The sequence below is a fragment of the Granulicella aggregans genome, from assembly GCF_014203275.1.
Lineage (GTDB): Bacteria > Acidobacteriota > Terriglobia > Terriglobales > Acidobacteriaceae > Edaphobacter.
Genome location: NZ_JACHIP010000004.1, coordinates 167,158 through 191,125 on the forward strand (window position 1 = coordinate 167,158; position 23,968 = coordinate 191,125).

The window sequence follows — 23,968 nt, forward strand, 5'->3', positions numbered from 1 at the left end:
GGGGGGCATGCGTGCGACGATAGAGGGATGAAGAGTGAGTTGAAGGAACGGGCTCTGCGGGTGGGATTGCCGCGTGAGGCCGGCGCGGCGGCGAAGGTTTCGCGGCGGGCTGCGGATAGGCTGCGGGCGGGGCATCTTTGGGTGTATCGGTCGGATGTGGACGAGGTTTATCCAGCTGCGGGTGAGACTGGGATCGAGACCGGGGCGATTGTCTCGGTTCTGGATGGGCGTGGGTTTCCGCTGGGGTCGGCGATCTATAGCGATGCTTCGCAGATCGCGCTGAGGGTGGTGTCGGAGAAGACGGCGCTGACGCGGGCGGAGTATCTGGAGGATGTGCGCGAACGCGTTGCGGCGGCGGTGGCGTTGCGGCGGGAGGTTGCGCCGGAGGCCTTCCATCTCAATGCAGATACGAGTGCGGATGATGCTTGCCGGTTGATCTTCAGCGAGGCGGATGGGCTGCCGGGGATCGTGGCGGATAAGTACAGCGGGCTGGTGGTGCTGCAGTTGCTGACGCAGGGGACGGCGCAGGATGACGTTCGCGAGGTGCTGCGGGATGTGCTGGCGGAGGAGCTTGAGTTAGAGACGATTGTGGAGCGGCCTGATGGGCGGGTGCGTGAGCTGGAGAAGTTGGAGCTGCCTCCGGCTGGGGCTTTGTTTGCGAAGAATGCGGAGGCTCCCGTGTTGGAGACCGTGTTCACGATCAATGGGATGAAGTTTCACTTTAATGCTGAGGCGGGGCAGAAGACTGGGGCGTTTCTGGATCAGCGGCTGAACTATGCTGCTGCGGCAAAATATGCGCGAGGGCGGGCGCTCGATGTGTGTACGTACCAGGGCGGGTTTGCGTTGCATATGGCGCAGGTGTGCGACGAGGTGACGGGGGTGGATGCGAGCCGGTCGGCGTTGCAGGTGGCGGATCGGAATCTGCAGCTGAATCCGCAGTTGAAGGCGACGGTCGAGTGGATTGAGGCGGACGCTTTTGAGCTGCTGCGGGAGTTCGAGGCGGCGGGGGAGAGGTTCGATACGATCGTGCTCGACCCACCGGCGTTTGCGAAGACGAAGCGCGCGGCTGAGGGAGCGATGCGTGGATATAAGGAGCTGAACCTGCGGGCGATGAAGATGCTGCGGCCGGGAGGGACGCTGGTGACGTGTTCGTGCTCGCACCATGTGCCGCTGGCGGAGTTTGTGGAGGCCGTGGGGTCGGCGGCGAGTGATGCGAAGAGGCGGGTGCAGGTGATGGAGACGCGCGGGGCGGCACCGGATCATCCTTCGGTGATGACGCTGCCGGAGACGGACTATTTGAAGTGTCTGATTTGCCGGGTGGGATGAGTACTTTGTGATGCGTAGCATCTCTGATTGAGGTTGTGATGGCTCGATGGCGTTACAGACATGCACTCTGGGGTTCGCTCATCGTCAATGCGATCATGGTCGCGGCAGGCTTGAGTGGTGTCCCAATACTCATCGGAATAAGTAACAAATTGGCATGGCCCGCGGGGATGCTCATTCGGAGTGTCGTAAAGTCGTCCGGCCATACCGTCAAATCGTTCCTTCTGGCCGCGACAGCCTCAATCGCTATCACCGTGCTGCTGTATGCCGTGATCTTTTGGCTGGCCGCATTCTTGTGGGCTTCATGCCGAGACCGAAATCACTTGCATGTACAACGGCCCGGAGAGTGATCTCCGGGCCGTTGTATTTGTACATGTAACTTTCTAAGTTACATGTTGTAGTTTGCTTCCTCTTCTTCGACGATGCCGTAGCGGCGAAGGAGGTTGGGCAGGTTTTGGCTGAAGGCGGCGCGCGGCATGACCGAGTCGCATCCGGCTTCTACTGCCTTGGCCTTCAGATCGCCCTGGAGATGCGATAGGAAGCCGACGATCGAGGTACTCTTCTTGAACTTCGTCTTCAGCTTCGGGATGAGCGTCATCGGCTTGGCGCTGGCGTTGTTCAGGTCGAAGACGATGAGGGCGGGACGATCTGCCTCTTCGACTCCGGTGAGCTTCGCGAGCGATTCCTTGTCGTTCTTGACGAACTCGATCTTGACTCCGAGCTTGCGGGCGGTCTCCTGGATCTTGGCGACAAAGAAGAGGTCGTCGATGAAGAAGAAGATCTTGGTCTGCGCGTCTTCCGGGATCGGAATCGTGCGGCCTTGCGAGTAGTCGATGGGCTGGGAGTCGCCGTTGTAGCCGCCACCGCCGCCGCGGCTATGGCCGTTGCCGCGGGACTGGTGGTTGCCAAAGGAGGACTCGATGGTCGATGGAGGTGTGTCGGCGAAGTTTCCGTTAACCACGCGATAGCTGTGGTCCATGGGGCCGACGAAGCTGCGAGGACCGCGCGACTGCTGCTTGCCGCCGCCACCGCTCTTGCGCCCCTTGAAGGCGTTGTTGCCGAACTGGTGGGTCTCGCCGTTGTTGCGCGCTCCGCCACCGTTATTGGAGTGGCCACCGCTGTGGCCGTTGCTGCTGCCGCTGGCCTGGTTGCCGGGATTCTCGGAACGGCCTTCGCGTGGGCGATCACGGTCGCGGAACTTCTTCTTCCAGCGCTTGGTGCCGTTCGCGTTTGTGCCGGCGCTCTGAACGTTCTGCTGACCGTTTTGCTGGCTGGAGGCCTGGGAGTTCTGCTGCCGCGACGGCTGTCCCTGGGGAGCAGCGGACTGAGGTGCCGAGACAGCGTCGCCGCTGCTGTCGCCACCCTGTGCCGCTCCGTTAAGGGCCACATCTTCGGGGCCCTTGCCTTTACGCTTGCGGCGACGGCGACGGCTGCTCTTTGACTGTCCCATGCCGTGCTGTACATTCTGCCCGGCATCCTGCCCCGAATCGCCCTGGTGAGCGATCGGAGGTGGCTGATCCGAGTGCATCTGCACGTCGGATACGTTCTGATCTGAAGTCATGCTTCCACTTCCTGTTGCCTAGGTGCTGAATCTTGAAACCATGGTGAAACGAACGATGCAAGAACCACGAAGCCCCTGGAAAAGGCGCTGCGTGTGATCCAACTGACGGAATGATGCGGAGATCGGGCGTCGGAAGAAACAGTTCTCAAGTTTTGCTCTGAACGTAACGTAACGTTTATCTCTACCTGCTGGTAGCGTGTTTTGCCTCCACGGAGTCTGTGGAGCGCGTGCGCGCAAACCCGGCCTGCCGATACTGCGACCGCAACCCTAATTTGTACCGTCTTCTCGATTTCGATGAGCTGATTTCGATTGGTTCGAACCTTCGATTATCGATCTTCAATCGAGGCAGGAACACCGCGTTTTGTCTGCTTGAAACCCCATGTATGAAGGCGGCTAAGCCTGCCTAAATTGATACATGGAAGGCACAGAAGGGATCGGCACCCACGCCATCTCTTAACGCAAGCCTGATAATACGCTGACCGCCTGATCTTGGCAAATCGAATTTTGGGGGAGTGGGGAATACTGCGGGAGATTCGGCGTTTGGATTACGGATTCCCGTCAGAATCTGCTTCAGGGCCCCGAAAACTCCAGCCGGGTCACCCTGCGAGCGGGTATCGATCAACAACGCGTTCGGTCTGGAATTCCGACCTTTTGTACTGGGCCCTGATATTCCGACCTTGGGAGAAGACAAGGCGTCCAACTTTGGTGCAATGGCCAGTCACGGCCTCCTGAAAACGGCTCCCGTATGTTCTGGTAGCCTCTCCCTTTCCGGTAAACCGCGACTACATGGGCGCGAGCTCTTCCTGGTCCGGGGCGAAACAATCGCAACTCTATGTCGCGGTCGAATATAGTGAGAGCAATTGTGAAGCCAAACGAAAAGGCGCGACAAAATCGGCTTTCTTCACTTTGATTTGGTTTGGGAAGACAGGAATATGGAGAAACCCTGAAGACTATATCCGTTTTTTCGTAGCATGCCTGGGCTTCCGAAGATTTGACCCTGTAACGCGGCAACCCTATAATCGACGTGTTCCGGTACCGCTCTCGCCCTGGCTTGCTCCCATGAATCGCCCGGTCGCTACGTACCTGAAGATGGAATCGGCCTGAAAGGGCTGGTCTGTCATTCGGAGGTACGCAGCTAGGTTTCTCGAGATGGAGCGGAATGCGCGGCAGCAGGCAGAATGCGCCGCGAAAATAATCGACGAATCGAGTACCCACGACCTGTCCAGCCGGCACCGCGAATGATCCCAACTAACTGATCCCAGCTGACCGGGCTATGTTTCCGGATACCTTCTAGCCGCGATGCGTTCCCGCTCGCAGAGGCTTTGGATCAACGCCCACAAGTTTATCTTCATCACCATTCCGCTTTGACCTATAAGGAGCCTCAAACCGCATGAATCGCACTCTCGCAATCGTCTCCGCGCTCGGCGCTGGGCTACTCGCTGTCTCCGCTCCTGCTCAGACCCCCGCTGCTGCTCCTGCTGCTGCTCCTACCGCACCGGCACCGGTCGTTCCCCAGGCCATTCCGGCAAAGATCGCTTTGATCGCTTTCGAGCAGTCGGTGTTCGCCACCAATGAAGGCCAGGTTGCAGTCCAAGGCGTTCAGAAGAAGTATGAGCCGAAGAAGTCGCAGATCGACACTCTGGCCCAGGAAGTTGACTCGCTGAAGAAGCAGCTCCAGGCTCTTCCCGCGACGACCACCGATGAAGATCGTGCGTCGCGTCTGAAGAACATCGACACCAAAGAAAAGCAGCTGAACCGCGATGCTGAAGATGCCCAGACCGCTTACAACGCGGACCTGCAGGAAGCTTACGGCAAGATGGCGCAGAAGGTGAACGCCACCATGCGCAAGTACGTTCAGGACAACGGCTACACGTTGCTGCTGGATGTGAGCGGACAGCAGAACCCGGTTCTGTGGGCGCTTCCGACGACCGATGTCACCGAGGCTGTCATCAATGCCTACAACACCGCCTCGGGCGTAGCTGCACCGCCGCCGGCTGCACCTTCGGCGACGCGTCCGCGTCCCGCTGCTGGCGCCGCGAAGGCTCCGGCCGCTGCTCCTAAGAAGCAGTAGTTCTTCACTTTCGGAAGCGACGACGAGGGAAGCCTTATGCTCCCCTCGTCGTGGCCGACGGAGATAGCAGGAATGCGGTTTCGCCAAGGCGGATTAGCATCTCGGGCTGTGGAAACTAATGTGGATTTTCCCGTCGAGGGAAAGCGTCTCTGACTGCTAAAGACTACATGGCTGCCGTCTATATTTTAAGTGGCGGCTTGCATCCCTTTTATTTTGTTTAGTATGTGGCGATGCGAGACAGATTTGCCCCAGAGTTTGGCGGGAGATCGCTAACTCGTCCCCTGTCAACGGTTTCCACAGATCAGGGTTAATTTGCTGTGACAACCTTTCGGCGAAATTGCGCGTGCGATGGGGTTTGCTGCGTCGTGCCGCTCTATTGTTTCCTGCGAAGGTTCTGGGCGCATTCGGCCTAGAGAGCAAAGCGAGGATGAGGTTTACGTCCCACCCATGGCCAAGTGCGAGCCATGGGTAGGACACCCCGGCCATCTACTCCGGGCAATGTTTCTGGGGTTGCTGGGTTATTCTTCGCCGACCTTCAAGACGGCCAGGAACGCCTCTTGCGGGATGTCGACCTTGCCAATCCGTTTCATGCGCTTTTTGCCCTCTTTTTGCTTGTCGAGGAGCTTCTTTTTGCGGCTGATGTCGCCGCCGTAGCATTTGGCGATGACGTTCTTGCGGATGGCGGTTACGGTTTCGCGGGCGATGACCTTGGCGCCGATGGCGGCCTGGATGGCGACCTCGAACATCTGGCGGGGGATGAGTTCGCGCATCTTCGAGACGAGGGCGCGGCCGCGATCGTAGGCGAAGTCGCGATGGACGATGATGCCGAGCGCGTCAACGGGGTCGCCGCCGATGAGGATGTCCATCTTGACCATGGGCGAGATCCAGGTTCCGGCGAGGACGTAGTCGAGCGAAGCGTAGCCGCGGGAGACACTTTTCAGCTTGTCGTAGAAATCCAGGACGATTTCGTTGAGCGGAAGTTCGTAGGTGATGAGGACGCGGGTTTCGGAGACGTATTCGAAGTTCTTCTGCTTGCCGCGCTTGTCTTCGACGAGCTTGAGGATTCCGCCGACGTACTCTTCGTTGGTCAGGATCTTCGCGATGATGACCGGCTCTTCGATGCTCACGATCTCGGTGGGATCGGGCCAGCGTGAGGGGTTGTCGACTTCGAGCACGGTGCCGTCGGTCATGGTGATCTTGTAGCGGACGCCGGGGGCGGTGGTGATGAGGTCGAGCGAGAACTCGCGCTCGAGGCGCTCCTGAATGATTTCAAGATGCAGAAGGCCGAGGAAGCCGCAGCGGAAGCCGAAGCCGAGGGCGACGGAGGACTCTGGCTCGAAGGAGAAGCTGGCGTCGTTGAGGCGGAGCTTCTCGAGAGCGTCGCGGAGCATGGCGTGCTCGTGCGAGTCAACGGTGTAGAGGCCGGCGAAGACCATCGATTTGATGTCTTCGAAGCCGGGAAGCATCTCGTCGCAGGGGTTTTCGACCGAGGTGATGGTGTCGCCCACCTTGGTGTCGGCCACATTTTTAATCGTAGCCACGAAGAAGCCTACTTCGCCAGCGGTCAACTCCTGGATCTCGACGGGCTTGGGGGTCATGACGCCCATGCTCTCGACGTCGAAGGTCTTGCCATTCGAGAGCAGCTTGATCTTCATGCCCTTGCGCATCTTGCCGTTGATGATGCGGGCGAGGACGATGACGCCTCTGTAGGGATCGAACCAGGAGTCGAAGATGAGGGCCTGAAGAGGGGCTTCGGGGTTGCCCTGCGGCGGGGGGAGCAGGTTGACGACGGCTTCGAGGATGGCCTCTACGTTGAGGCCGGTCTTGGCGGAGACGGCGATGGCATCGGTGGCGGGAAGTCCGACCGTTTTTTCGATCATCTCCTTGGTGCGCTCGATGTCGGCGCTGGGAAGGTCGATCTTGTTGATGATGGGAAGGATTTCCAGGCCGTTCGAGACGGCGAGATAGGCGTTGGCGAGGGTTTGCGCCTCGACGCCTTGGGTCGCGTCGACGACAAGAAGCGCGCCTTCGCAGGAGGCGAGCGAGCGCGAGACTTCGTAGGAAAAGTCGACGTGGCCGGGGGTGTCGATGAGGTTGAGCTGGTAGGTGTCGCCGTCCTTGGCCTTATAGACCATGCGGACGGTGTGGGCCTTGATGGTGATGCCGCGCTCGCGTTCGAGGTCCATGGCGTCGAGGACCTGGGCCTGCATCTCGCGCGAGGTCAGCGAGCCGGTGAGCTCGAGGAGGCGGTCGGAGAGCGTGGATTTGCCGTGGTCGATATGCGCGATGATCGCGAAGTTGCGTATGTGCGATGGATCCATGAAAGGGGGACAGCCTCAGGGACTATGTTAACACCCGTGGTTGAGTGGGGTTCCTGTTCGGGCCAGTCCGAAGCAGGTGTCCGTCTACTGCTTTCTTCCCGTAATGCTGCATGTACGGCACCTAATTGAGGGTCAAGACCGGATTTCCGGGCAGACAGACTCGGAAAGAGGTTCCTTCGCCGATGGCGCTTTGAACGGTGATGCTCCCACCGTGGCGCTGGACTATTTCATGAGAGATGTAGAGGCCTAAGCCGTTACCAAGATCTCCTTTGGTGCTGTAAAAAGGCTGAAAAAGATTGCGGAGCGTCTCCTCGCTCATGCCGTGACCGTTATCGCGCACCGTAAATTCTGTTGTGTCTGAGTTCGCAGTACAAGCGAGCGAGATGCGTCCGCCGACCGGAACAGCTTGCACTGCATTGGAGAGCAGATTTGCAAGTACCTGACTGATCTGCCCCAGCGTTCCGTATACGGGGATATCCGGCCCGCTCTCGAGAATCACTTTAACTTCCTTGTTCCTGATCTGTCCCGCGTAGAGGCGAAGAACATCCTGGATAAGATCGCGTGCAGAGCCATGTTCGGGATGCAGCAGGTCTTCGCGAGCCCACCGGAGGGTCTGCTTGGTGATGCCAGAGATGCGTTGAAGTTCGCCTTCCGCCAGACCAATGTAATTCCGGGCTTCGTCATCGCCTGCGACATGGCCGGAGAGCAGATAGAGGAGATTTGTGAGAGCTTCGAGTGGATTGTTAATCTCGTGGGCGATCACACTCGTCATCCGTCCCGTGAGAGCGAGTTTTTCTGTCATACGAAGAGCTGCTTCGCGCTGACGGCGGTCGGTGAGGTCAGTGCAGGTCCCCACCCATCCAGCGCGAGCTCCGTTGGCCTGAAAAGGGATAGCCCGAACGAGATTCCAACGTCCTGCCTTATGGGTCTCTGAAAAAAGCCGGACTTCGAGCTCGAATGCGAGTCCTTCCGCGACCGCATCTCTCCATGACTGGTCGCACCGCAGTTGATCCTCTGCCGGGATAGCTTCCTGCTCGTACCACCGACCGTGACTCCGCAGGCCCTGGTCGAGCCAGCGCTGATTGACGTAGGTCAGTCTGCCGTCATCATCGGCGGTCCATACGGGATGAGGGAGAGCGTGCGTAAGCTGGAGGAATCGAGCTTCGCCCAGTTCGATCGCTTCTTCCGCTCTCTTGAGGCTGATGGTCATCACGGCGCCGCGAAAGTCTTTCGCTGATTCGACCTCCATCTTCGTCCATGGAGAACTGGTCCCGCTGACCTCCTCTTTCCAGGTCGCGAACGACGTTCTGGGATGAAGTGACCGCGCCTTGTCTTCCGCTGAGGCAGGCTCTCCAGCCCACTCTACTGTCCGCAGGGCTTCCGGCCGGAACCACATGAGATAGCTCTGGGATACGTTGGAGATCCGAATGGCGAGCAGGCCACTCGCAACTCCGCTGAACTCTGTTGCCCAGCCGATTCGCCTTGAAAGGGAACGGCTCTCGAACACTTCCATGTCGCGGGTTTCATCCATCCACTCCGCGAGCCTGTGGATCTCTTTCTCGTCCGGAGTGTTGCCAAACATCCGGCAATGGCCACCGGCTACCAGAGCGACTCCGCCAGCGTCGGCTATCTGGACGAGTTCATTCATCTGGTCAGCCATCGCGTTGAGGTAGTTGTTCTCCGCCGCCATGTGCGCTAGCACCCGGCGCTGCACACCGTGGAAATGGACCATCTTTTTGAGGCTGGCATCGGAGCGCAGGCTCATCAGCTGGGTGCAGACGAGCTTGGTAAGGAGATCGCATGCGCTGCGGACAAGATAGGGCACGGTATGTGGAGTTGAATGATGGCCGCTGATGAGCCCCCAGAGTTTGCCTTCGCAGACGATCGAGATCGACATGGAGGAGAGCGTGCCCATGTTGCGCATGTACTCGACGTGGACCGGCGACACGCTTCGCAGCATGGAGTTGGAGAGATCGATTTTGGCGATCTTATCTTCCGGAAATCTCGATGCGGGGACAGATAGCTTGTGGGTTGCGCAGAGCGGTGAGGGGATGTAGGTCGCGTCCGGAATGATTCGAACCGTATTGAGAATGTAAAGATCCCGCGCCTGTTGGGGAATGTCCGAAGCTGGGAACCGAAGTCCCAGGTAGCTCGGAAGAGATCCATCGTTTTCTTCAGCTAATACCGTGCCGTGACCGAACTCATCGAACCGATAAAGCATGACCCGTTCGAATTGGGTCAGATCCCGGACCTTGCGCGTCAGTGCCACACACAGTTCCTGCTCGGAAGGAAGCTGGCTCAACATGCCGACAAAGTTGGTAAAGACCTGATTGGTCATGTCGGGGCTGACAAGTCGATCGAGCAGTTCAAATTCAACGATCCGCTGGCTTTCAACCTGGTGGGTGACGACGGAGTAGAGTCTTCCACGCATCTGAAATGCTCCAAGATACGTGACCAGGGCAGGGCGCTCGCCCAGATACGCCAAAGCGCGAAGCGCACCCAGAACTTCACGCTCGAAGATAGAGTCAATCTCCGCGCCAAGCACCAGTTGCAGAGGCACTTTGAGGAACTCTTCGACGTTCTCGCTGGCCCCGACGATGTGACTCTCGAAGGCATTCAGCAAGAGAAGGAATCCGTGTTGCTGGATGCTTCCTGGAATACGGATGGGCTCGTCTTCGCAGCGTTGAAGTTGAGTTCGCAGAGGTGCGACGGCGCTAAGTGCGGGAGAGGCTTCGAGGTGCTTAGCTTCCATCTACGACCGATTTCTCCTGCATCCAGAAGCTAACGGTCGTGAACATGCGCTTGGCCGAGGCGATTACGTTGTCTTGCTGATCGTCAGGAACATGGGTCGTGAGCATCTCGCAGAACTCCTTCCAGAGTGGGCCGGTCTGTGAACCATGACCACGGAAGAAGGAGTCGCCGTGACCCGGAGTGAGAGGCAGTGCAGTCTCGACATGGCGTGCAATGATCTGGCCGCCCAGCGTGGAGCCTTCGAGCACATACATGGCACCGAGGAGACTCGGCAGGTCCCGGAGGGGCGGGAGCGTCACTCTAACTTGCGGTGCCTGGACACCAAACCACGCCAGGTCGAGGGCAAGCAGAGGTCTCCTGCTCCTAGCGATAAGAAGCGGCTGCAACCATACTGGAGCGGATAGACAGGCCTGTTCTTCCCAGGCGGCGATCACACCGTACCATCTTCGCAGGCAGTCGACGTACGCTGCCTGATCGAGATCCGACTGCATCAGCGGCAGAGCGGCTTCTGCGCCGCGATGCTCTTCTTCCGTTTGCTGCCTGAGTGTCTGCATGTTCAAGTTATGTCGCTCCTCGGACATAGGTTCATGAACATAGGCTTTGTGCAGGTGGTCTACTTATACTCTTATTGCCGACAGTGCGAACGTTGTTCAACATGGTCGCTTCTGCAAAGTTGTACTCTCCGTAACTGCATTCCAAAATCGAACCACGGCTGGCCTACGGGAAGTGGAAGAGGATTCCTGTCTGGAGTGTTTGTGGGTAGGAGCCGTGCAAGCCGGTGAAGTCTCCTTTGGAGAACTCGACCACGCGCCAGTCGATGGGGGCGGCGAGGTGGAGGTCGAGGCCGATGACGATGGACCGGGTGACGCCAACATATTCCTTGGGTACGGCGCTGGGCGTATATATGCCGCTGGTGTCGGGAGAGTAGCTTACCTCGTTCTTTCCGAAGAGCGCTTCCACGTAGAGGCGGAGCGGCCGCATACTTTCTCTTCTGGGCTGGTAGGCTACGCGGGGGCCGACGAGATATCCGTGGAGTTGGTTTCCATTGCCCTGGATGCGAAGGTCGACGCGGGGGCAGAGGCCGTAGCGGTTCCACTGGGCGTAGAGGCCAATTGCGCCGACGGTATATCCGGAGTGGGGAGGGGGCGTGTCTTCGATGGCTCCGCCGAGCATGCCGTAGGTGCCGATCTCTACGGGCGCGTCTCTTGGGTCGGGTGGAGGCTGGTGAGGACGCGGGTAGCCGAAGGGCGGATAGAAGATCGGCGGGTAGAACTGGGCTCGGCAGCTAGTTGCGGTAAGCCAGGCCAGAGTTAGCAGCAGAAGGGCGCAGCCAGGAGTTTTGATGACCGGAGTTCGTCTCATGCTGCTGAGTCTGAACTGCGGCACGCTGGCCTGAGTCCTTGGTTGTGACGGTTTCTGGAGTGTCACAGTCGAGCTTTCCATCAAGACTGGCGCGGACCATCTGCTGGAGTTCAGTGACGGACTGTTCGGCCAACAGGTTGAAGCGGATGCGCGGGATGGATGCGGGAAGGACCGTTGCGGTGTGGGAGTCGCAGATGACGGTGCGGGCCTGGTTGAGGCCGGAGGTCCAGCCGTAGAGCGAGGCATCGCGGAGGAGGAGGGCGTCGGCTTCGAAGCCTGCGGCTACGAGCATGATCTTCGCGAAGGACAGGAAGGGCGGCCAGCGGGAGGCTACTCCGACGAGGGCGTTGTGGGGTGCGGGGAGCCAGGGTGCGAGGAGCTGTGGGATGGAGCGAACTTGCAAGATCAGCATCGCTACTTCGGGTGGGAGGACGGAGCGGAGGGCTTCCGCTTTGCTGGGGAGGACGAGGACGAGGGAGCCCGGGAGTTGGGCGGTCATCGCGACGATCGCTTTTGTGTCGCCGGGGCGGGGGAGGTCGGTGAAGCCGATGGTGAAGCCGGAGGGGAGCTTGATGGACTCGTGGAGCTCCTGCAGGACGATGCGGCGGAGTTCGACGTCGGACTCGATGAGGAGAAGGCGGGCGGGTGGGGCGGCGTCGAGGTGGCCGAGGATGCGGGCGCGGAGTTCGTCGCGGGTCATGTCGGCGGCACTGGCGGCCTGGATGAGGTTGGCGATGAGCTTGTCGAGGTGAAGGGTGGGGCGGATGCCGGCGATGTTCCTGGGGGCGGTGTCGCGGACGAAGACGCCGCTGCCTCGGCGGAATTCGACCCAGCTTTCGCGCTCGAGCTGGCGGTAGCCGGCGCTGACGGTGTTGGGGTGGATGTTGAAGCGTTGCGCGAGGGAGCGGATGCTGGGCAGGCGCTCGCCGGCTGCGAGGTCGCCGGAGAGGATGCCGAGCGAGACCTGGGTGACGATTTGATTATGAAGGGAGACGTCTCCCGAATGGACGAACCAGAATCTCATGCGCCCGCCTGATGAAGAGTTCGTTCTCATCCTGCCTGATCCTTCCGGGGGTTGGCACTGCCGGGAAAGTTGCATTGTGACTCGGTTGTTGGGCAAAGGGGCCGGGATTCTGGCTATCGACGGCAGCTTATCCCACGGCGGTAACGTCTACCGGGTAGACTCACGGACAGTCTACTCCGACGCGCGGGTAGAGAAATCGGCATCTGAACGCAGCAGGAGAAAAACATGGATCGCACCGCATCGGCAGTCTGGCATGGCAATTTGAAAGAGGGTAACGGCACTCTCTCCACGCAGAGCGGCACGCTGCACGAGGCGCAGTATAGCTTCGGGACGCGGTTTGAGAATGGGGTGGGGACAAATCCCGAGGAGTTGATCGCGGCGGCTCATGCAGGGTGTTTCACGATGGCGCTGAGCGGACAGTTGACGTCGGTGGAGTTGCCGCCGGATTCGCTTGAGACGACGGCGACGGTGACGATGGAGAAGACCGATGACGGGCCGACGGTGACGAAGATTCACCTGGTGACGCGGGCGAAGGTTCCGGGAATTGAGAAGGAGAAGTTTTGTGAGCTGGCGAAGAAGGCTAAGGAAGGTTGCCCGATCTCAAGGCTGCTGAAGGCGGCGGAGATTACTCTGGATGCTCAGTTGGTTTAGTAAGGCAAAGAGCTAGAGGCCCGCTGCGCGCGGGGCGGTCACTTCGTGACTTGTATTGGGCTCGCGTTGCTCGCGATGGGCTAATGCGAATGGCCGTGGTGATGGTGGGCGTGGCCGCCTGCGACTTCAAGTTCAGGTGGGGCGGCGCAGCCGTGGGTGGTCTCGCAGCCCCTGGTCTCGAACTGCAGGGTGGTGTGGTGGATGTGGAAGCGATCGCGGAGGGCACAGTTGATGCCTTCGAGGATCGCGCTGCAGTCCGATAAGGGCATCTCGGCGATAGTGACGTGGCTGGCGAGCGCGTGGCTGCTTGAGCCGAGGCTCCAGACGTGGAGGTCGTGGACGTTCAGGACACCTTCGACCGACTGCATGGAGGCGCGGATCTCGTGCAGTTGCAAGTTCTTCGGGGTGCCTTCGAGAAGGATGTGCAGGGTCTCGCGGACGATGCCGTAGGAGCTGTAGAGGATCATGCCGGCGATGATCATCGAGAGTACCGGGTCGATCCAGGTCATACCGGTGAACAGGATGGCGAGGCCACCGAGGATGACGGCGGCGGTGGATAGGGTGTCGCCGAGCATGTGGAGGAAGACGCTGCGGATGTTGACGTCGCCGGAGAAGCGCCAGAGCAGGCCGGCGATGACGCCGTTCATGATGACGCCGGCGGCGGCTACGTACATCATCAGCTTCGGCTGGACGGGTTCGGGCGTGGCGAGGCGGTGTAGGGCGGCGAAGGCGATCCATCCGGCGAGGACGATCAGGGTGAGGGCGTTGACGAAGGCGGCGAGGACTCCCGCGCGCTGGTAGCCGAAGGTCTTTTCTTCGGTCGCGGGGCGGGTCTGGAAGTAGACGGCCACGTAAGAGAGCACGATAGCGAGCATGTCGGAGACGTTGTGACCGGCTTCCGAGATGAGCGCGAGTGAGTGGGCGCGAAGGCCGAAGTAGAACGTGGCGACGACGTAGCAGAAGGTCGCGGCGAGCGAGAGCTTGAGGACTTGCTGCATTCCGCCCGACGGCTTTGCGACCATGTGCATAGGGAGATTCTATACCTCTGGGGGGTATTTCGACCTATTCCTGCCATGTGACGAATGGGGCAGGATTCCCGAAACTAATCGCGGGGGTGAAGGCGTTCCTGGAGGCCTTTGCCTTTGGTGGCGCTGACCCCGGAGCCTAGGCCGACTCGCAGGCCACTCCACGATTCGGCTACGACGATGCTGTTGCCGGGGTTTTTGGGGTCGTAGCGGACCTGGATGGGGAGGTCGACGCGGAGATGGCGGACGTGCTCGGGGAGGCGGGCTACGTCCTGAAGACTCTCGTAGCCTACGCCGCCGACTTTGTACTGATAGCGAAGGACATCCGGGGTGGAGTCTTCGAGGTTGAGGCCGGTGGGTTCGGTCTCGACGCGGCGGTCTAGGCCGGTGTCGATCAACATGGCGTCGGTGATGCGGCCGCGGGTGGCTAGGAACTCGCGGCGCTGGCGTTCGACCTCTTCGGCGCTGGGGCGGCGGTTCCAGAAGATGTAGGTGACGACGCCGACGGTGGCGACCACGCCAAAGGCGACCGCGCCAATCTGGTCGGGACGTATGTGCAGCGCTGAGGGAAGGTGGGGCACGGTTCTGAAGATCAGGATAGTCGATCGCTTCCGAAATGGAGCAAGAAGTTGTTTGGGGTGGGGTGGGGGATTGAGGGCTGATCGGTGGGCACGCCGGTTCGTGGCTGAAAGGGTCGAACGGTTTCGGTGATGTAAGCGGTGTCGGGTCCTTCGACTCCGTCTCTCGCGATAAGGCTGCGAGAGACTTCGCTCAGGACGACGGATTTGAGTTAGCAATCCCACCCATGGCCAAGTGCGAGCCATGGGTGGGGCACCCGGCTCGGTGGCGGTCCCACTCATCGCGATAATGCCGCGATGAATGGGGCACAGAGTGATGGCAAAGAGTGGATCTTGGCTTTGACACCTACTCGCCTAGAGCGGCGGAGAGGCGACCATTGGCTGCTGAGAGTCTGGCTTCGGCTGTGGTGCGGTCAACTTCGAGCTTTTCGATAACGATGGCGGTCTTTACGGTGCCGCCTTCGAGCAGAAGTTCTACGGCGCGGTCGTGGGTGCAGCCGGTTGCGGTCATGATGATGCGCTGGGCGCGGTCGACCAGCTTGGAGTTGGTGGGTTTGAGGTTCACCATCAGGTTGCCGTAGACCGCTCCGGTGCGGACCATGACGCCGGTGCTGAGCATGTTGAGGACGAGCTTGGTGGCGGTGCCGGCTTTCATGCGGGTGGAACCGGTGATGACCTCCGCGCCGGTCTGGACGGCGATGGAGATCTCCGCGAAGCGCGTCATGGCAGAGACGGGGACGCAGGTGACGGCGATGGTCAGGGCTCCGAGGCTCTTGGCGTAGGCCATTGCGCCGAGGACGTAAGGTGTGCGGCCGCTGGCGGCGATGCCTACGAGGACATCGGGGTGGCCAGAGGCGAAGTTGCGGGCGCGGAGGTCGGCTGCGCCGAGTTCGGGGGAGTCTTCGGAGACTTCGCTGGAGCGGCGGAGAGCGCCATCACCACCGGCGATGAGGCCCTGGACGATCTCGGGATCGATGGAGAAGGTTGGTGGGCACTCGGAGGCATCGAGGACGCCGAGGCGGCCGCTGGTGCCTGCGCCGACGTAGAAGAGTCGTCCACCCTGGGAGAGGCGTTCGGCGATGGCGTCGACGGCCTGGGCGATGTGGGGGATGACTCGTTCGACCGCTGCGGCGACCGTCTGGTCTTCGCGGTTGATGATGGACAGCATCTCCAGGGTGGAGACCTTGTCGATCTGCAATGAGTTCGGGTTGCGGGCCTCTGTGGGGGCGGTTGCGAGTACTTCCTTGTCTTCAGCTTTCATGATTCCGTCGATCATCTTCCTGACTCCTGCTAAATCTCTGTTACACCGGTACATCGGCGCGGTTAGCCATTCCAACGCCAACGTAGCATGCGCGCGGTAGCATGGTCACGGTCGCAAAACATCAGGAGGCCCATTTTGAAACGATACGGAATGCAGGTCGGCCTTCGGCCTGAAGCCTACGACGAGTACAAGCGTTATCACGCGGCGGTATGGCCCGAGGTGCTCGACACCATTGCCCGCTGCAACATACGCAACTACACCATCTTCCACCACGACGGGATTTTGTTCGCGAGCTTTGAGTACCACGGTGTGGACTTCAGGGCCGATATGGCTCTGATGGCGGCTGACCCAGATACGCAGCGGTGGTGGGCGATCATGATGCCGTTTCAGCAGCGGATCCCGGGAACGCCGGAGGGTGAGTGGTGGATGCCGATGGAGGAGATGTTTCATTTTGAGGGGTAGGTGTGGAAGGGTGAATGCGGCCCGGGCTGAAGCTGGCTTCTACTCCGGTTGAGGGCGGGGTTTGTGGAGGCATTCCCACATCTGGCGATGAAGCCGCCAGATGTGGGGCACCCGGCACCCGACTCCGGCTGTTACTCCGGGTTCAGGTTTCATGGCGGACCCATCCATGGCCAAGTGCGAGCCATGGATGGGGCACCCGGCAACAGCAAAGGCAGAAGCAGATCCTCCGACTTCGTCGAAGGATGACAAGCGTTTGTGCGGCGAAGGATGACAAGGTATGCGTGTGTGGTGCTCTTAGAATCGCGGCCGAATTGCGCCAAAATCGTCCTTCGTCCCGGTAGAATAGAGGGACATCGAAGGGAATTGATCTCCGCATGAGCACAACGCTTCAGACAGCACTTTCAGGCCAGGTTGCCGACGCCGCCGCAGTGGCCGGCCTTACCATCGCGTCTTCCGAATCCGCGCTTGCCTCCTCCGGCGCAGCCACTACGAAGTTCATCCTCGCGCTTGCCTCTGATCCGAGCAAGACCGAGCTGCTGGAGCTGTCGGAGAACCTCGACCTGAGCCGCGCTGATCTGATCAGCGACCTGCAGGTTTATCTTGCGGAGACGGCGAAGCGGTTGCGCAATCCGCGCCCCGACGTTTATGTGACGCTGCATGGACTGCCGCTTACGTTCGGCAAGTTCAACTGGCCTTTCCACTCGTCGACATCGGGTGCCGATACCTTGCTGGTGCATGGCGAGATCAAGCTTGAAGACGGTACGGACAGCGTGCTGCATGCGAAGATCTCTGCTTCGATGACGGTTACGTTTGCGGAGATCGTTCCCGCGCCTGAGCAGCCGTTTGCCGAAGCGTTTATCTACAACGCCGTGCGTAAGACGATGGACCAGGGGCAGCTTGAGCTGGTGAAGAGCGGCAACCGCCAGCCGGTGCCGGTGACGACGCGTTACTACAGCCGCTGGCAGAAGAAGTTCACGTTCAACGACACGAGCTCTGAGCAGCGGCATAACTACCTGGCGGCGAAGGCTTACTGGCTATCGGGTGTTCTGGGTGAGCGGAAGCCGGTTTGGTTGACCGATCCTCGGGATGCACAGTATCTGAACACGACGGTCGATGAGTTGAAGAAGACTGCCGAAGATCTTGCTGCCGATGGGCTGATTCTGCTGAGCGCGGACATGGAGTTTGCTACGCCGACTGATGCGCTGATGGGGCATAAGGCGGAGTACGATCTCGAAGTGCAGCAGGCGCTTACGTTCATCAAGCCGAGCTTCAATGAAGACATGCGCGGCGGACATACGAATATGTAATTGGTTTGGTTACGAATTGAAAAGGCCTGTGCCGGATTAGTGGCATGGGCCTTTCTGTTTAAGGGTCGGCGCTTCACCCACCCATGGCCAAAGGCTTGCCATGGGTGGGGCACCCGTTCGTTCCTTCGCTAAGCCGTCGCGGCCATGCCTGACCCGCACTTGGCGCAGAAGGCTGCGCCGGAGGCTACCGATCCGCCGCAGGATGGGCACATCGCAGGCGTGAGGTTCGCCTGGGGTGGCGGGGCACTGGCGGCGTAGGCGGGAATGTTTGTGGCGAGGATGCCGTTGGTGATGATCTGCGCTTGCACGGCGTTGTAGGCGCGGACGCGGCCGGGCATGAGGAAGCACTCAATGAAGCCGAGGAAGGCCGGAATGCCGGTCCACGAGAAGACGATGTAGAGGACGCCCCAGCCGGTTTCGCCCATGTAGAACTTGTGGATGCCAAAGCTGCCGAGGAAGAGCGCGAGTAGGACGCCGACTACTTCGTCCTTCGCGGCTGCCTGGTACTCGGCGAAGAACCAGGTGCGTTGCTGCTCGGTCAGGCTGGCGTTGTACATGGGGTTGACGATCATGGATGTCTCCGTTAGGTTTCCAAGAAGAATACGGCAGACGGGCTTGATTCGTTCAGAAGAAACGACGGGCTGGGATGTCGCGGCCCTTGCGAATTACCTGGGTGAGTGGATAGAGCTGTGGCGGACCCACTCATCGCGATAAGACTGCGATGAATGGGGCACAGAGTTTGCCCACTCCACGAAGTTTAGCTGGGCAAATGAAAAGGCCGCGATCGCTCGCGGCCTTTCCCTTTGATTCTGGTGCGGATTACATGTCCTTGACGCCGTCGACGAAGGCCTTCAGCTTGCGGCTGCGGCTGGGGTGACGGAGCTTGCGGAGTGCCTTCGCCTCTATCTGGCGGATGCGCTCGCGGGTGACCTGGAAGCTCTGGCCGACTTCTTCGAGGGTGTGCTCGGAGCCGTCTTCGAGGCCGAAGCGCATCTTGATGACGCGTTCTTCACGCGGTGTCAGGGTGCGGAGGACTTGGGAGGTGTACTCCTTCAGGTTGACCGAGATCACGGCGTCGGACGGGCTGACGGCCATGCGGTCTTCGATGAAGTCGCCAAGGTGCGAGTCTTCCTCTTCTCCGATGGGGGTCTCGAGCGAGATGGGCTCCTGCGCGATCTTGAGGACCTTGCGGACCTTCGCGACAGGGATGTCCATGCGGCGAGCTATTTCCTCTGAAGACGCTTCGCGACCCAATTCCTGCACAAGCTGACGGCTGGTGCGGATGAGCTTGTTGATGGTCTCGATCATGTGGACCGGGATACGGATGGTACGTGCCTGGTCCGCGATGGCGCGGGTGATGGCCTGACGAATCCACCACGTTGCGTAGGTCGAGAACTTGTAGCCGCGACGGTACTCGAACTTGTCGACGGCCTTCATCAGGCCGATGTTGCCTTCCTGGATGAGGTCGAGGAACTGGAGACCGCGGTTGGTGTACTTCTTCGCGATGGAGACGACGAGGCGAAGGTTGGCCTCGATGAGTTCGCGCTTGGCGCGCTCGGCGTCCATGTCGCCCTGGACCATCTCGCGCTGGGTGCGCTTGAGGTCGACGAGCGAGATGCCGGCATCGACTTCCACGCGCTCGAGGTCGGTGCGGCAGTTCTTCTGCTGGCGCTTGTACTCCTTCTTCAGCTCTTCCGAGCGGGAGGCTTCGTACTTGGCGTCGAGCGACTTGATCTGGCGCTCGAGGGTGCGCATGGAGTCGACGGTCTTGTTGACCTTGTCGAGCAGGCGCTTCTTTTCGCCGTTGGTGTACTTCAACTCGCGGACGACGCGGTTGATGTAGACGTGCTCGCGACCGATGAGCCACTGGGTCTTGCGCGTGTCTTTTGCTTTCGCTTTCGCGTCCTTGCCAACGGGAGCGGCGATCTTCTCTTCGAGAACGACGATCTTCTTCTGGTGCTTGACGATGACGTCGATGCGACCGACGGTGGCGCGGACGCGGGCCTGCAGGATCTCTTCGGTGAGCTCTTCTTCGTCGAAGGTGACGACTTCCTTGATGTTGCGGACGCCGCGGCGGAGGTCTTCACCCAGGCCGACGATCTCGCGGATCACGATGGGCGAACGCGAGATCGCCTTCATGACGCGGATCTGTCCACGCTCGATGCGCTTGGCGATTTCGACTTCGCCTTCGCGCGTGAGCAGTGGGACGGTACCCATCTCGCGGAGGTACATGCGGACGGGGTCGTTGGTCTTCTCGAGCATGCCGGGGGAGAGGTCGAGTTCGACATCGTCGGACTCCTCGCCTGCCTCGGGCTCGTACTTGTCGCGATCGCCACGGCCTTCGCCAGACAACACATCGATGCCCTGAGTGTTGATGGTGGTCATCAGGTCGTCGAGCTCATCGGGGGAGGTGATGTCTCCGGGCAGGAGGTCATTGACCTCGCCGTAGGTGAGATATCCCTTTTCTTTACCTGTATCGATCAGCTTATCGATATCGTCTTCGTACTTATCTATGTCTTCGGCCACGGGCACACGCACTCCTGCGAAAATAATTTCAGATTAGAGGCTCGTTCGCAGGCAAATAGGCGCACCTGAACGAACGAAGATCTCGTTTGTTTCGTAATGGGCGGGGATTTTTATTGCGGTGTAGACCGCGGTGGCAAACCCGAGGACCTTTAGGAAGGTCAGGGCATTCAAAGGCGCACGTCCCCAGCGAATCACAGAATACCACATTTGTTAGACGTGAGTGGGGGAGAAAAGGATTCGGGGGGAGACGAGTGCGCCCTTTCTCAATCGGAGGGTCTACTTCGACCGAATAACGTTGACCGTGATGTCCGACTCGTTCTTGACGCGGATCGGATGACCGTCCTTCGACGGCGGTTCGAAAAGCCAAGACACCATTTGATCGTGAATGGTCTTCGTGAGGGTATCGCTTGGAGACTTTTCTACGGTTGCCGCTTCGACCGTTCCATCTGTTCCTACCTGAAGAGTGATGTGTACAGTTACACGGCCTTGCGCTTTTTGGTCGACAAAGACTGGCTCAAGAGAACACGAGACGCAACGTAAAGTGCCCGTTGCGGGTTTCGTTCCCATTGGAGGAGATGTTTGTACTTTGGGCATAGAGACATCCGGCGATGCTTCGACATTGGCCGCAGTTCCGAGCGAGGCACAAGTAATGCTCTGATTTAGCGTGCAGATGGTTTGTCCAATAGAAGCCCATTTCGCGGTCAGGGCGCCTTCTGGGATGGCAGAGTATTTTGTCGCTTGATGGAAGAAATCGATGAGCAAGGTTCCGGATGCTAAGCAGCCCTCAGTGTTGCAAATCCCACAATTTTCCCAATGGCAGGGATGAATCTCGTTGGTTGTGCGCGTCCAGTGCGCTCCATCTTCTGAAAAAGTCGCCATCGGCACACCATAACCGCCGCCGGGCTTGTCTTTTCCGACGACCTCATGGCCTGTAGCCCAGTACTTGCCATCAACGCGCAGTAAGTCCTTGATCCCAGTGCTTGGCGGGTCGTAAAAGCTCCAGGACTTACCGCCGTCGACTGTGGCGAGGAATCCGCTCTCGGAGTATGGGCCTTCACTCAGAACCACCGTCATTTTGGAGGGTGAAAGTGCAACAAGAAATGGCGTGAACGGAAAACGTTTCAACGTGTCTTCCGGCTGTGCGATTGGATGCAGCTCATTGCCGCCATCCAGGTAAGACAGAGCTGCTGCGGTACGGACTAAGCCGTGGGTCGGATCAGAGAACGAGGCAAGCAGAATGGTGTCCGATCCAAAGTGCTTTGTCTCCCAGGAGTCTCCCCCGTCATTCGTGAAGAGAACCGTTCCTCCGGTGCCGTAGGCATAGCCAAAACTCGCGGAGAAGAACTCAATGCCAAAGAGCATTGCACCCGCACTTGGCGCGCGGTGATGGATCGTCCACTCGCTCCCATTTAGGGACGAAGCAATCGATTCGTTCGGGCCGCATATCCAAAACGAGTCACCCCTGGAAGTAATTGCAAGAGGGTGGAAACCAGGATTACCCGTGTGCCATGCCGGAGCCTGAGCAGAGGAAATTACGCATATAAAGACGCATAGAGCCAAAACGGCAAAGATTTTCTTCATGGCTGCTGATTTTATCGTGGGCTGAGTGGGGGCGATACATCGTTCAAACCAATCGGTCTTCTGCGCTTAGGTGACTTCGCCGACTACTCAGCCAGTCTGCGTAACACATCGCTGTGTTCGTCCATGACGTGCCTCATGCCGCCATCTTCTCCTCGAAATAGGTGTCATAGGGCTTCAGTAAAAGACCATCTGGCGTTCTGACAAGCTCCACCGAATCGCCGATCTTCGCTTTCAGGTGTGCGAGAGCTTCTTCTGGAAGGCTGATTAAAGAGGTCATCGCCGTGCTGTTCGACTTTCGCGGTAAATGACATGATGCTGCCTCTGAATTCAGTTTACCGAGCTGAGGGGCGGTAATTGAGCCGGTTCGCTTGTCCCCGTCGATTCTTCCCGAAATGGAGTTCGCTTGAGAACTCGTTGGCCGAAGGGGGCGGGCTTTCTGGGCGGCGTGAGTTCACTCGGGGTCCTTCGACTCCGGTTGGCGTAAGAGCGCGCCAACCTTCGCTCAGGATGACGGATTTTATTGTTTGATCGGCAAGTTGATGGGACAAGGAGCTTAGGCGGCTAGCTCTCCAGTTCCGGCTTGGAACGGCGGAGCCTGCTTGCCATTGCTTCCCAGTTGAGCGACTTTGGCCAGTGCGCCATGCTGGCCAGAAATGGGCCAAATGTGTCGTCGGCGATTTTCAGGGAGGCGGGTAGGACGTAGAGGTTCATTACGGCTTCGGAGACGAGGAGGGACGCGGCGGCTCCGTAAAGGCCGAAGCGGCGGGCGGCTAAGTAGCAGATTCCGCAAGTGATGGCGGTGGCGAAGGTGTAGATGGCGGCGAGGCGTTCGTGCTGGTTGATGGCTTGGAGGAGGGTGGAGCTGGTCGACCAGAGAGAGTAGAAGACGACGACGAGGAGAAGAATGCTGAGGAGGCCTCGGCTGGGGGGGACGTGGCCGCCGGTCCAGTGGCTGAGGAACCAGGGGCCGACCGTCAGCATGCCGAGGACTACTGTGGCGGCGAGGATGAGGGCCATCTGGCAGGCTCGGCGGTGGAGGGTGCGGGTGAGGGCGGCGTTCTTCTGGCCGAAGGCGATCGACATCTCGGGCCAGAAGGTGTTGTTGACCATCTGGATCATCTGGAGGGCGACGCGGGAGACGGTGCGGGCGGTGCCGAAGATGACGACGTCGGTGGGGCCGAGCGCGTAGCCGACCGCCATGAGCGTCCCCTGCAGGTTCAGCGCGTTGCCGATGGGGAAACCCATGAAGGCGAAGGCGGGGCGGGTGAGGCGTTTAATCTCGGAGAGGCGGGCGTGGGACCAGCCGTAGCGGATCCAGGGGATGTCGCGGCGGACCATGATGGCGAGGAGGATCGTTCCGGCGATGTTGGCGGCGGCGAAGACCAGGGCGGTCGTTCGGGCTCCGCCACCCATCGCTACGGGGACGATCATGGCGAGGAAGGCGATGAGCGAGAAGACGCTCTTGATGAAGGAGCCGTAGGGGTAGCGGCCGATGCAGCGGTAGGCGGACTGGAGGAGCTGTTCGAGCTGGCCGAGGAGGACGGAGACGCCGAGGTAGAAGATGATCCACTTGGTGTCGGACTCGGACATGGCGGAGAGCTTCAGCAGGTGGGCTACGGGAAAGAGATAGAGGGCTCCGCTGAGCAGGAGGATGGTGGCTCCGCAGACGATGGCGATGAGCCACCAGCAGCTTTGGAAGACGCGCAGGGCGGCGCTGCGGTCATCAGCAGCGACGAGCATGGTCATCTCGTTGCCGGCGACGTTGCCGAAGCCGATGTTGCTGAAGCTGAGATAGGCGGGGATGGAGGTGACGATCATCCACTCGCCGTAGAGCGGGACGGACCAGAAGTGCAGGAAGACCGGCACCTGGATGAGCTGGATGACGGTGGACGCTAGTTTGCTGACCCAGTTCGAGAGGAAGCCGAGAGCCAGGCGCTTGGTGGTGTTGCTATCCATAGAGCGCCTCGTGAGGGCGGAGGCAACGGCGAAATGCGGGAGTCTCTCCGCTCGCGTTGCTCGGTCGAGATGACGCGTCTTTCATGGGGGTGCTTTGGGTGAGGGATGGTTGAGATCCCACCCATGGCCAAAGGCGAGCCATGGGTGGGGCACCCGGCTTGTGGGCGGATATTGGCTGAAAGGTCCGAGCGGTTTGGGTGAGGTGAGA

General features: G+C 59.7%; 19 protein-coding genes. 5 read left to right on the forward strand and 14 right to left on the reverse strand.

Features of this window, described 5'->3' with window-relative positions; translation table 11 throughout:
- Window positions 1–27 precede the first annotated feature (27 nt).
- Window positions 28–1,326, forward strand: coding sequence for a class I SAM-dependent rRNA methyltransferase (locus HDF16_RS14435; RefSeq protein ID WP_184217813.1), 1,299 nt, complete (start codon window positions 28–30; stop codon window positions 1,324–1,326).
- A 385-nt stretch (window positions 1,327–1,711) separates the two neighbouring features.
- On the opposite strand, the gene HDF16_RS14440 is transcribed toward HDF16_RS14435, so the two are convergent.
- Complete coding sequence (locus tag HDF16_RS14440; protein ID WP_184217815.1) at window positions 1,712–2,884, reverse strand: response regulator; 1,173 nt, start codon at window positions 2,882–2,884, stop codon at window positions 1,712–1,714.
- A 1,390-nt stretch (window positions 2,885–4,274) separates the two neighbouring features.
- Here HDF16_RS14440 and HDF16_RS14445 point away from each other — a divergent pair.
- Complete coding sequence (locus HDF16_RS14445; RefSeq protein ID WP_184217817.1) at window positions 4,275–4,955, forward strand: OmpH family outer membrane protein; 681 nt, start codon at window positions 4,275–4,277, stop codon at window positions 4,953–4,955.
- A gap of 518 nt (window positions 4,956–5,473) precedes the next feature.
- Here HDF16_RS14445 and lepA read toward each other — a convergent pair.
- The 5 genes from lepA to HDF16_RS14470 form a co-directional block, all read right to left on the reverse strand.
- Complete coding sequence (gene lepA / locus HDF16_RS14450; protein ID WP_184217819.1) at window positions 5,474–7,276, reverse strand: translation elongation factor 4; 1,803 nt, start codon at window positions 7,274–7,276, stop codon at window positions 5,474–5,476.
- A 121-nt stretch (window positions 7,277–7,397) separates the two neighbouring features.
- Complete coding sequence (locus tag HDF16_RS14455; protein ID WP_184217821.1) at window positions 7,398–10,028, reverse strand: ATP-binding protein; 2,631 nt, start codon at window positions 10,026–10,028, stop codon at window positions 7,398–7,400.
- The gene (locus HDF16_RS14460) at window positions 10,018–10,581 is read right to left on the reverse strand and encodes a biliverdin-producing heme oxygenase (protein ID WP_184217823.1); all 564 of its coding nucleotides are present in this window, start codon (window positions 10,579–10,581) and stop codon (window positions 10,018–10,020) included. The genes HDF16_RS14455 and HDF16_RS14460 overlap by 11 nt, the downstream gene beginning before the upstream one ends.
- 163 nt (window positions 10,582–10,744) lie before the next feature.
- Complete coding sequence (locus tag HDF16_RS14465; protein ID WP_184217825.1) at window positions 10,745–11,389, reverse strand: hypothetical protein; 645 nt, start codon at window positions 11,387–11,389, stop codon at window positions 10,745–10,747.
- Window positions 11,313–12,413 (reverse strand): GntR family transcriptional regulator, encoded by a 1,101-nt coding sequence (locus tag HDF16_RS14470; RefSeq protein ID WP_184217827.1) that lies wholly within the window; start codon window positions 12,411–12,413, stop codon window positions 11,313–11,315. The genes HDF16_RS14465 and HDF16_RS14470 overlap by 77 nt, the downstream gene beginning before the upstream one ends.
- 225 nt (window positions 12,414–12,638) lie before the next feature.
- Between HDF16_RS14470 and HDF16_RS14475 the strand changes: the two genes are divergently transcribed.
- Window positions 12,639–13,064 (forward strand): OsmC family protein, encoded by a 426-nt coding sequence (locus HDF16_RS14475; protein WP_184217829.1) that lies wholly within the window; start codon window positions 12,639–12,641, stop codon window positions 13,062–13,064.
- 80 nt (window positions 13,065–13,144) lie between these two features.
- Here the strand turns inward: HDF16_RS14475 and HDF16_RS14480 are convergent, their stop codons facing one another.
- From HDF16_RS14480 to murQ, 3 genes are all read right to left on the reverse strand, one after another.
- Window positions 13,145–14,092 carry a cation diffusion facilitator family transporter gene (locus HDF16_RS14480; protein ID WP_184217831.1) on the reverse strand — a complete coding sequence of 316 codons (948 nt, stop codon included), beginning with the start codon at window positions 14,090–14,092 and terminating at the stop codon, window positions 13,145–13,147.
- A 74-nt stretch (window positions 14,093–14,166) separates the two neighbouring features.
- The gene (locus tag HDF16_RS14485) at window positions 14,167–14,670 is read right to left on the reverse strand and encodes a DUF3592 domain-containing protein (protein ID WP_184217832.1); all 504 of its coding nucleotides are present in this window, start codon (window positions 14,668–14,670) and stop codon (window positions 14,167–14,169) included.
- Window positions 14,671–15,013: 343 nt separating this feature from the next.
- A complete protein-coding gene (gene murQ, locus HDF16_RS14490) occupies window positions 15,014–15,943 on the reverse strand; it encodes an N-acetylmuramic acid 6-phosphate etherase (protein WP_184217834.1) in 930 nt (309 codons plus the stop codon).
- A 120-nt stretch (window positions 15,944–16,063) separates the two neighbouring features.
- Here murQ and HDF16_RS14495 point away from each other — a divergent pair, with 120 nt between their 5' ends.
- Together HDF16_RS14495 and HDF16_RS14500 are read left to right on the forward strand one after the other, a co-directional pair.
- Window positions 16,064–16,390 (forward strand): L-rhamnose mutarotase, encoded by a 327-nt coding sequence (locus HDF16_RS14495; protein ID WP_184217836.1) that lies wholly within the window; start codon window positions 16,064–16,066, stop codon window positions 16,388–16,390.
- 374 nt (window positions 16,391–16,764) lie between these two features.
- The gene (locus HDF16_RS14500; RefSeq protein WP_184217838.1) at window positions 16,765–17,697 is read left to right on the forward strand and encodes a hypothetical protein; all 933 of its coding nucleotides are present in this window, start codon (window positions 16,765–16,767) and stop codon (window positions 17,695–17,697) included.
- Window positions 17,698–17,825: 128 nt separating this feature from the next.
- On the opposite strand, the gene HDF16_RS14505 is transcribed toward HDF16_RS14500, so the two are convergent.
- The 5 genes from HDF16_RS14505 to HDF16_RS14525 all read right to left on the reverse strand — a co-directional run bounded on the left by HDF16_RS14505 (window position 17,826) and on the right by HDF16_RS14525 (window position 23,760).
- Entirely contained in the window at window positions 17,826–18,269 is a 444-nt protein-coding gene (locus HDF16_RS14505) for an NINE protein (protein WP_184217840.1), read from the reverse strand.
- Window positions 18,270–18,516: 247 nt separating this feature from the next.
- Window positions 18,517–20,223, reverse strand: a complete 1,707-nt coding sequence (rpoD, locus tag HDF16_RS14510) for an RNA polymerase sigma factor RpoD (RefSeq protein ID WP_184217841.1) — start codon at window positions 20,221–20,223, stop codon at window positions 18,517–18,519.
- Between the two features lie 276 nt (window positions 20,224–20,499).
- Window positions 20,500–21,348 (reverse strand): energy transducer TonB, encoded by an 849-nt coding sequence (locus HDF16_RS14515; RefSeq protein ID WP_184217844.1) that lies wholly within the window; start codon window positions 21,346–21,348, stop codon window positions 20,500–20,502.
- 589 nt (window positions 21,349–21,937) lie between these two features.
- Window positions 21,938–22,081, reverse strand: coding sequence for an AbrB/MazE/SpoVT family DNA-binding domain-containing protein (locus tag HDF16_RS14520; protein ID WP_184217846.1), 144 nt, complete (start codon window positions 22,079–22,081; stop codon window positions 21,938–21,940).
- 284 nt (window positions 22,082–22,365) lie between these two features.
- Window positions 22,366–23,760, reverse strand: coding sequence for a lipopolysaccharide biosynthesis protein (locus tag HDF16_RS14525; protein ID WP_184217848.1), 1,395 nt, complete (start codon window positions 23,758–23,760; stop codon window positions 22,366–22,368).
- Between the last annotated feature and the right edge of the window lie 208 nt (window positions 23,761–23,968).

What these genes read in the sequence shown, in the direction of transcription:
- HDF16_RS14445 (WP_184217817.1), top strand. Translation starts at nt 4,275, where the DNA reads ATGAATCGCACTCTCGCAATCGTCTCCGCGCTCGGCGCTGGGCTACTC.
- HDF16_RS14455 (WP_184217821.1), bottom strand. Translation starts at nt 10,028, where the DNA reads ATGGAAGCTAAGCACCTCGAAGCCTCTCCCGCACTTAGCGCCGTCGCA.
- HDF16_RS14470 (WP_184217827.1), bottom strand. Translation starts at nt 12,413, where the DNA reads ATGAGATTCTGGTTCGTCCATTCGGGAGACGTCTCCCTTCATAATCAA.
- lepA (WP_184217819.1), bottom strand. Translation starts at nt 7,276, where the DNA reads ATGGATCCATCGCACATACGCAACTTCGCGATCATCGCGCATATCGAC.
- HDF16_RS14435 (WP_184217813.1), top strand. Translation starts at nt 28, where the DNA reads ATGAAGAGTGAGTTGAAGGAACGGGCTCTGCGGGTGGGATTGCCGCGT.
- HDF16_RS14460 (WP_184217823.1), bottom strand. Translation starts at nt 10,581, where the DNA reads ATGCAGACACTCAGGCAGCAAACGGAAGAAGAGCATCGCGGCGCAGAA.
- HDF16_RS14500 (WP_184217838.1), top strand. Translation starts at nt 16,765, where the DNA reads ATGAGCACAACGCTTCAGACAGCACTTTCAGGCCAGGTTGCCGACGCC.
- HDF16_RS14475 (WP_184217829.1), top strand. Translation starts at nt 12,639, where the DNA reads ATGGATCGCACCGCATCGGCAGTCTGGCATGGCAATTTGAAAGAGGGT.
- HDF16_RS14480 (WP_184217831.1), bottom strand. Translation starts at nt 14,092, where the DNA reads ATGCACATGGTCGCAAAGCCGTCGGGCGGAATGCAGCAAGTCCTCAAG.
- murQ (WP_184217834.1), bottom strand. Translation starts at nt 15,943, where the DNA reads ATGATCGACGGAATCATGAAAGCTGAAGACAAGGAAGTACTCGCAACC.
- HDF16_RS14465 (WP_184217825.1), bottom strand. Translation starts at nt 11,389, where the DNA reads ATGAGACGAACTCCGGTCATCAAAACTCCTGGCTGCGCCCTTCTGCTG.
- HDF16_RS14440 (WP_184217815.1), bottom strand. Translation starts at nt 2,884, where the DNA reads ATGACTTCAGATCAGAACGTATCCGACGTGCAGATGCACTCGGATCAG.
- HDF16_RS14525 (WP_184217848.1), bottom strand. Translation starts at nt 23,760, where the DNA reads ATGGATAGCAACACCACCAAGCGCCTGGCTCTCGGCTTCCTCTCGAAC.
- HDF16_RS14520 (WP_184217846.1), bottom strand. Translation starts at nt 22,081, where the DNA reads ATGACCTCTTTAATCAGCCTTCCAGAAGAAGCTCTCGCACACCTGAAA.
- HDF16_RS14505 (WP_184217840.1), bottom strand. Translation starts at nt 18,269, where the DNA reads ATGATCGTCAACCCCATGTACAACGCCAGCCTGACCGAGCAGCAACGC.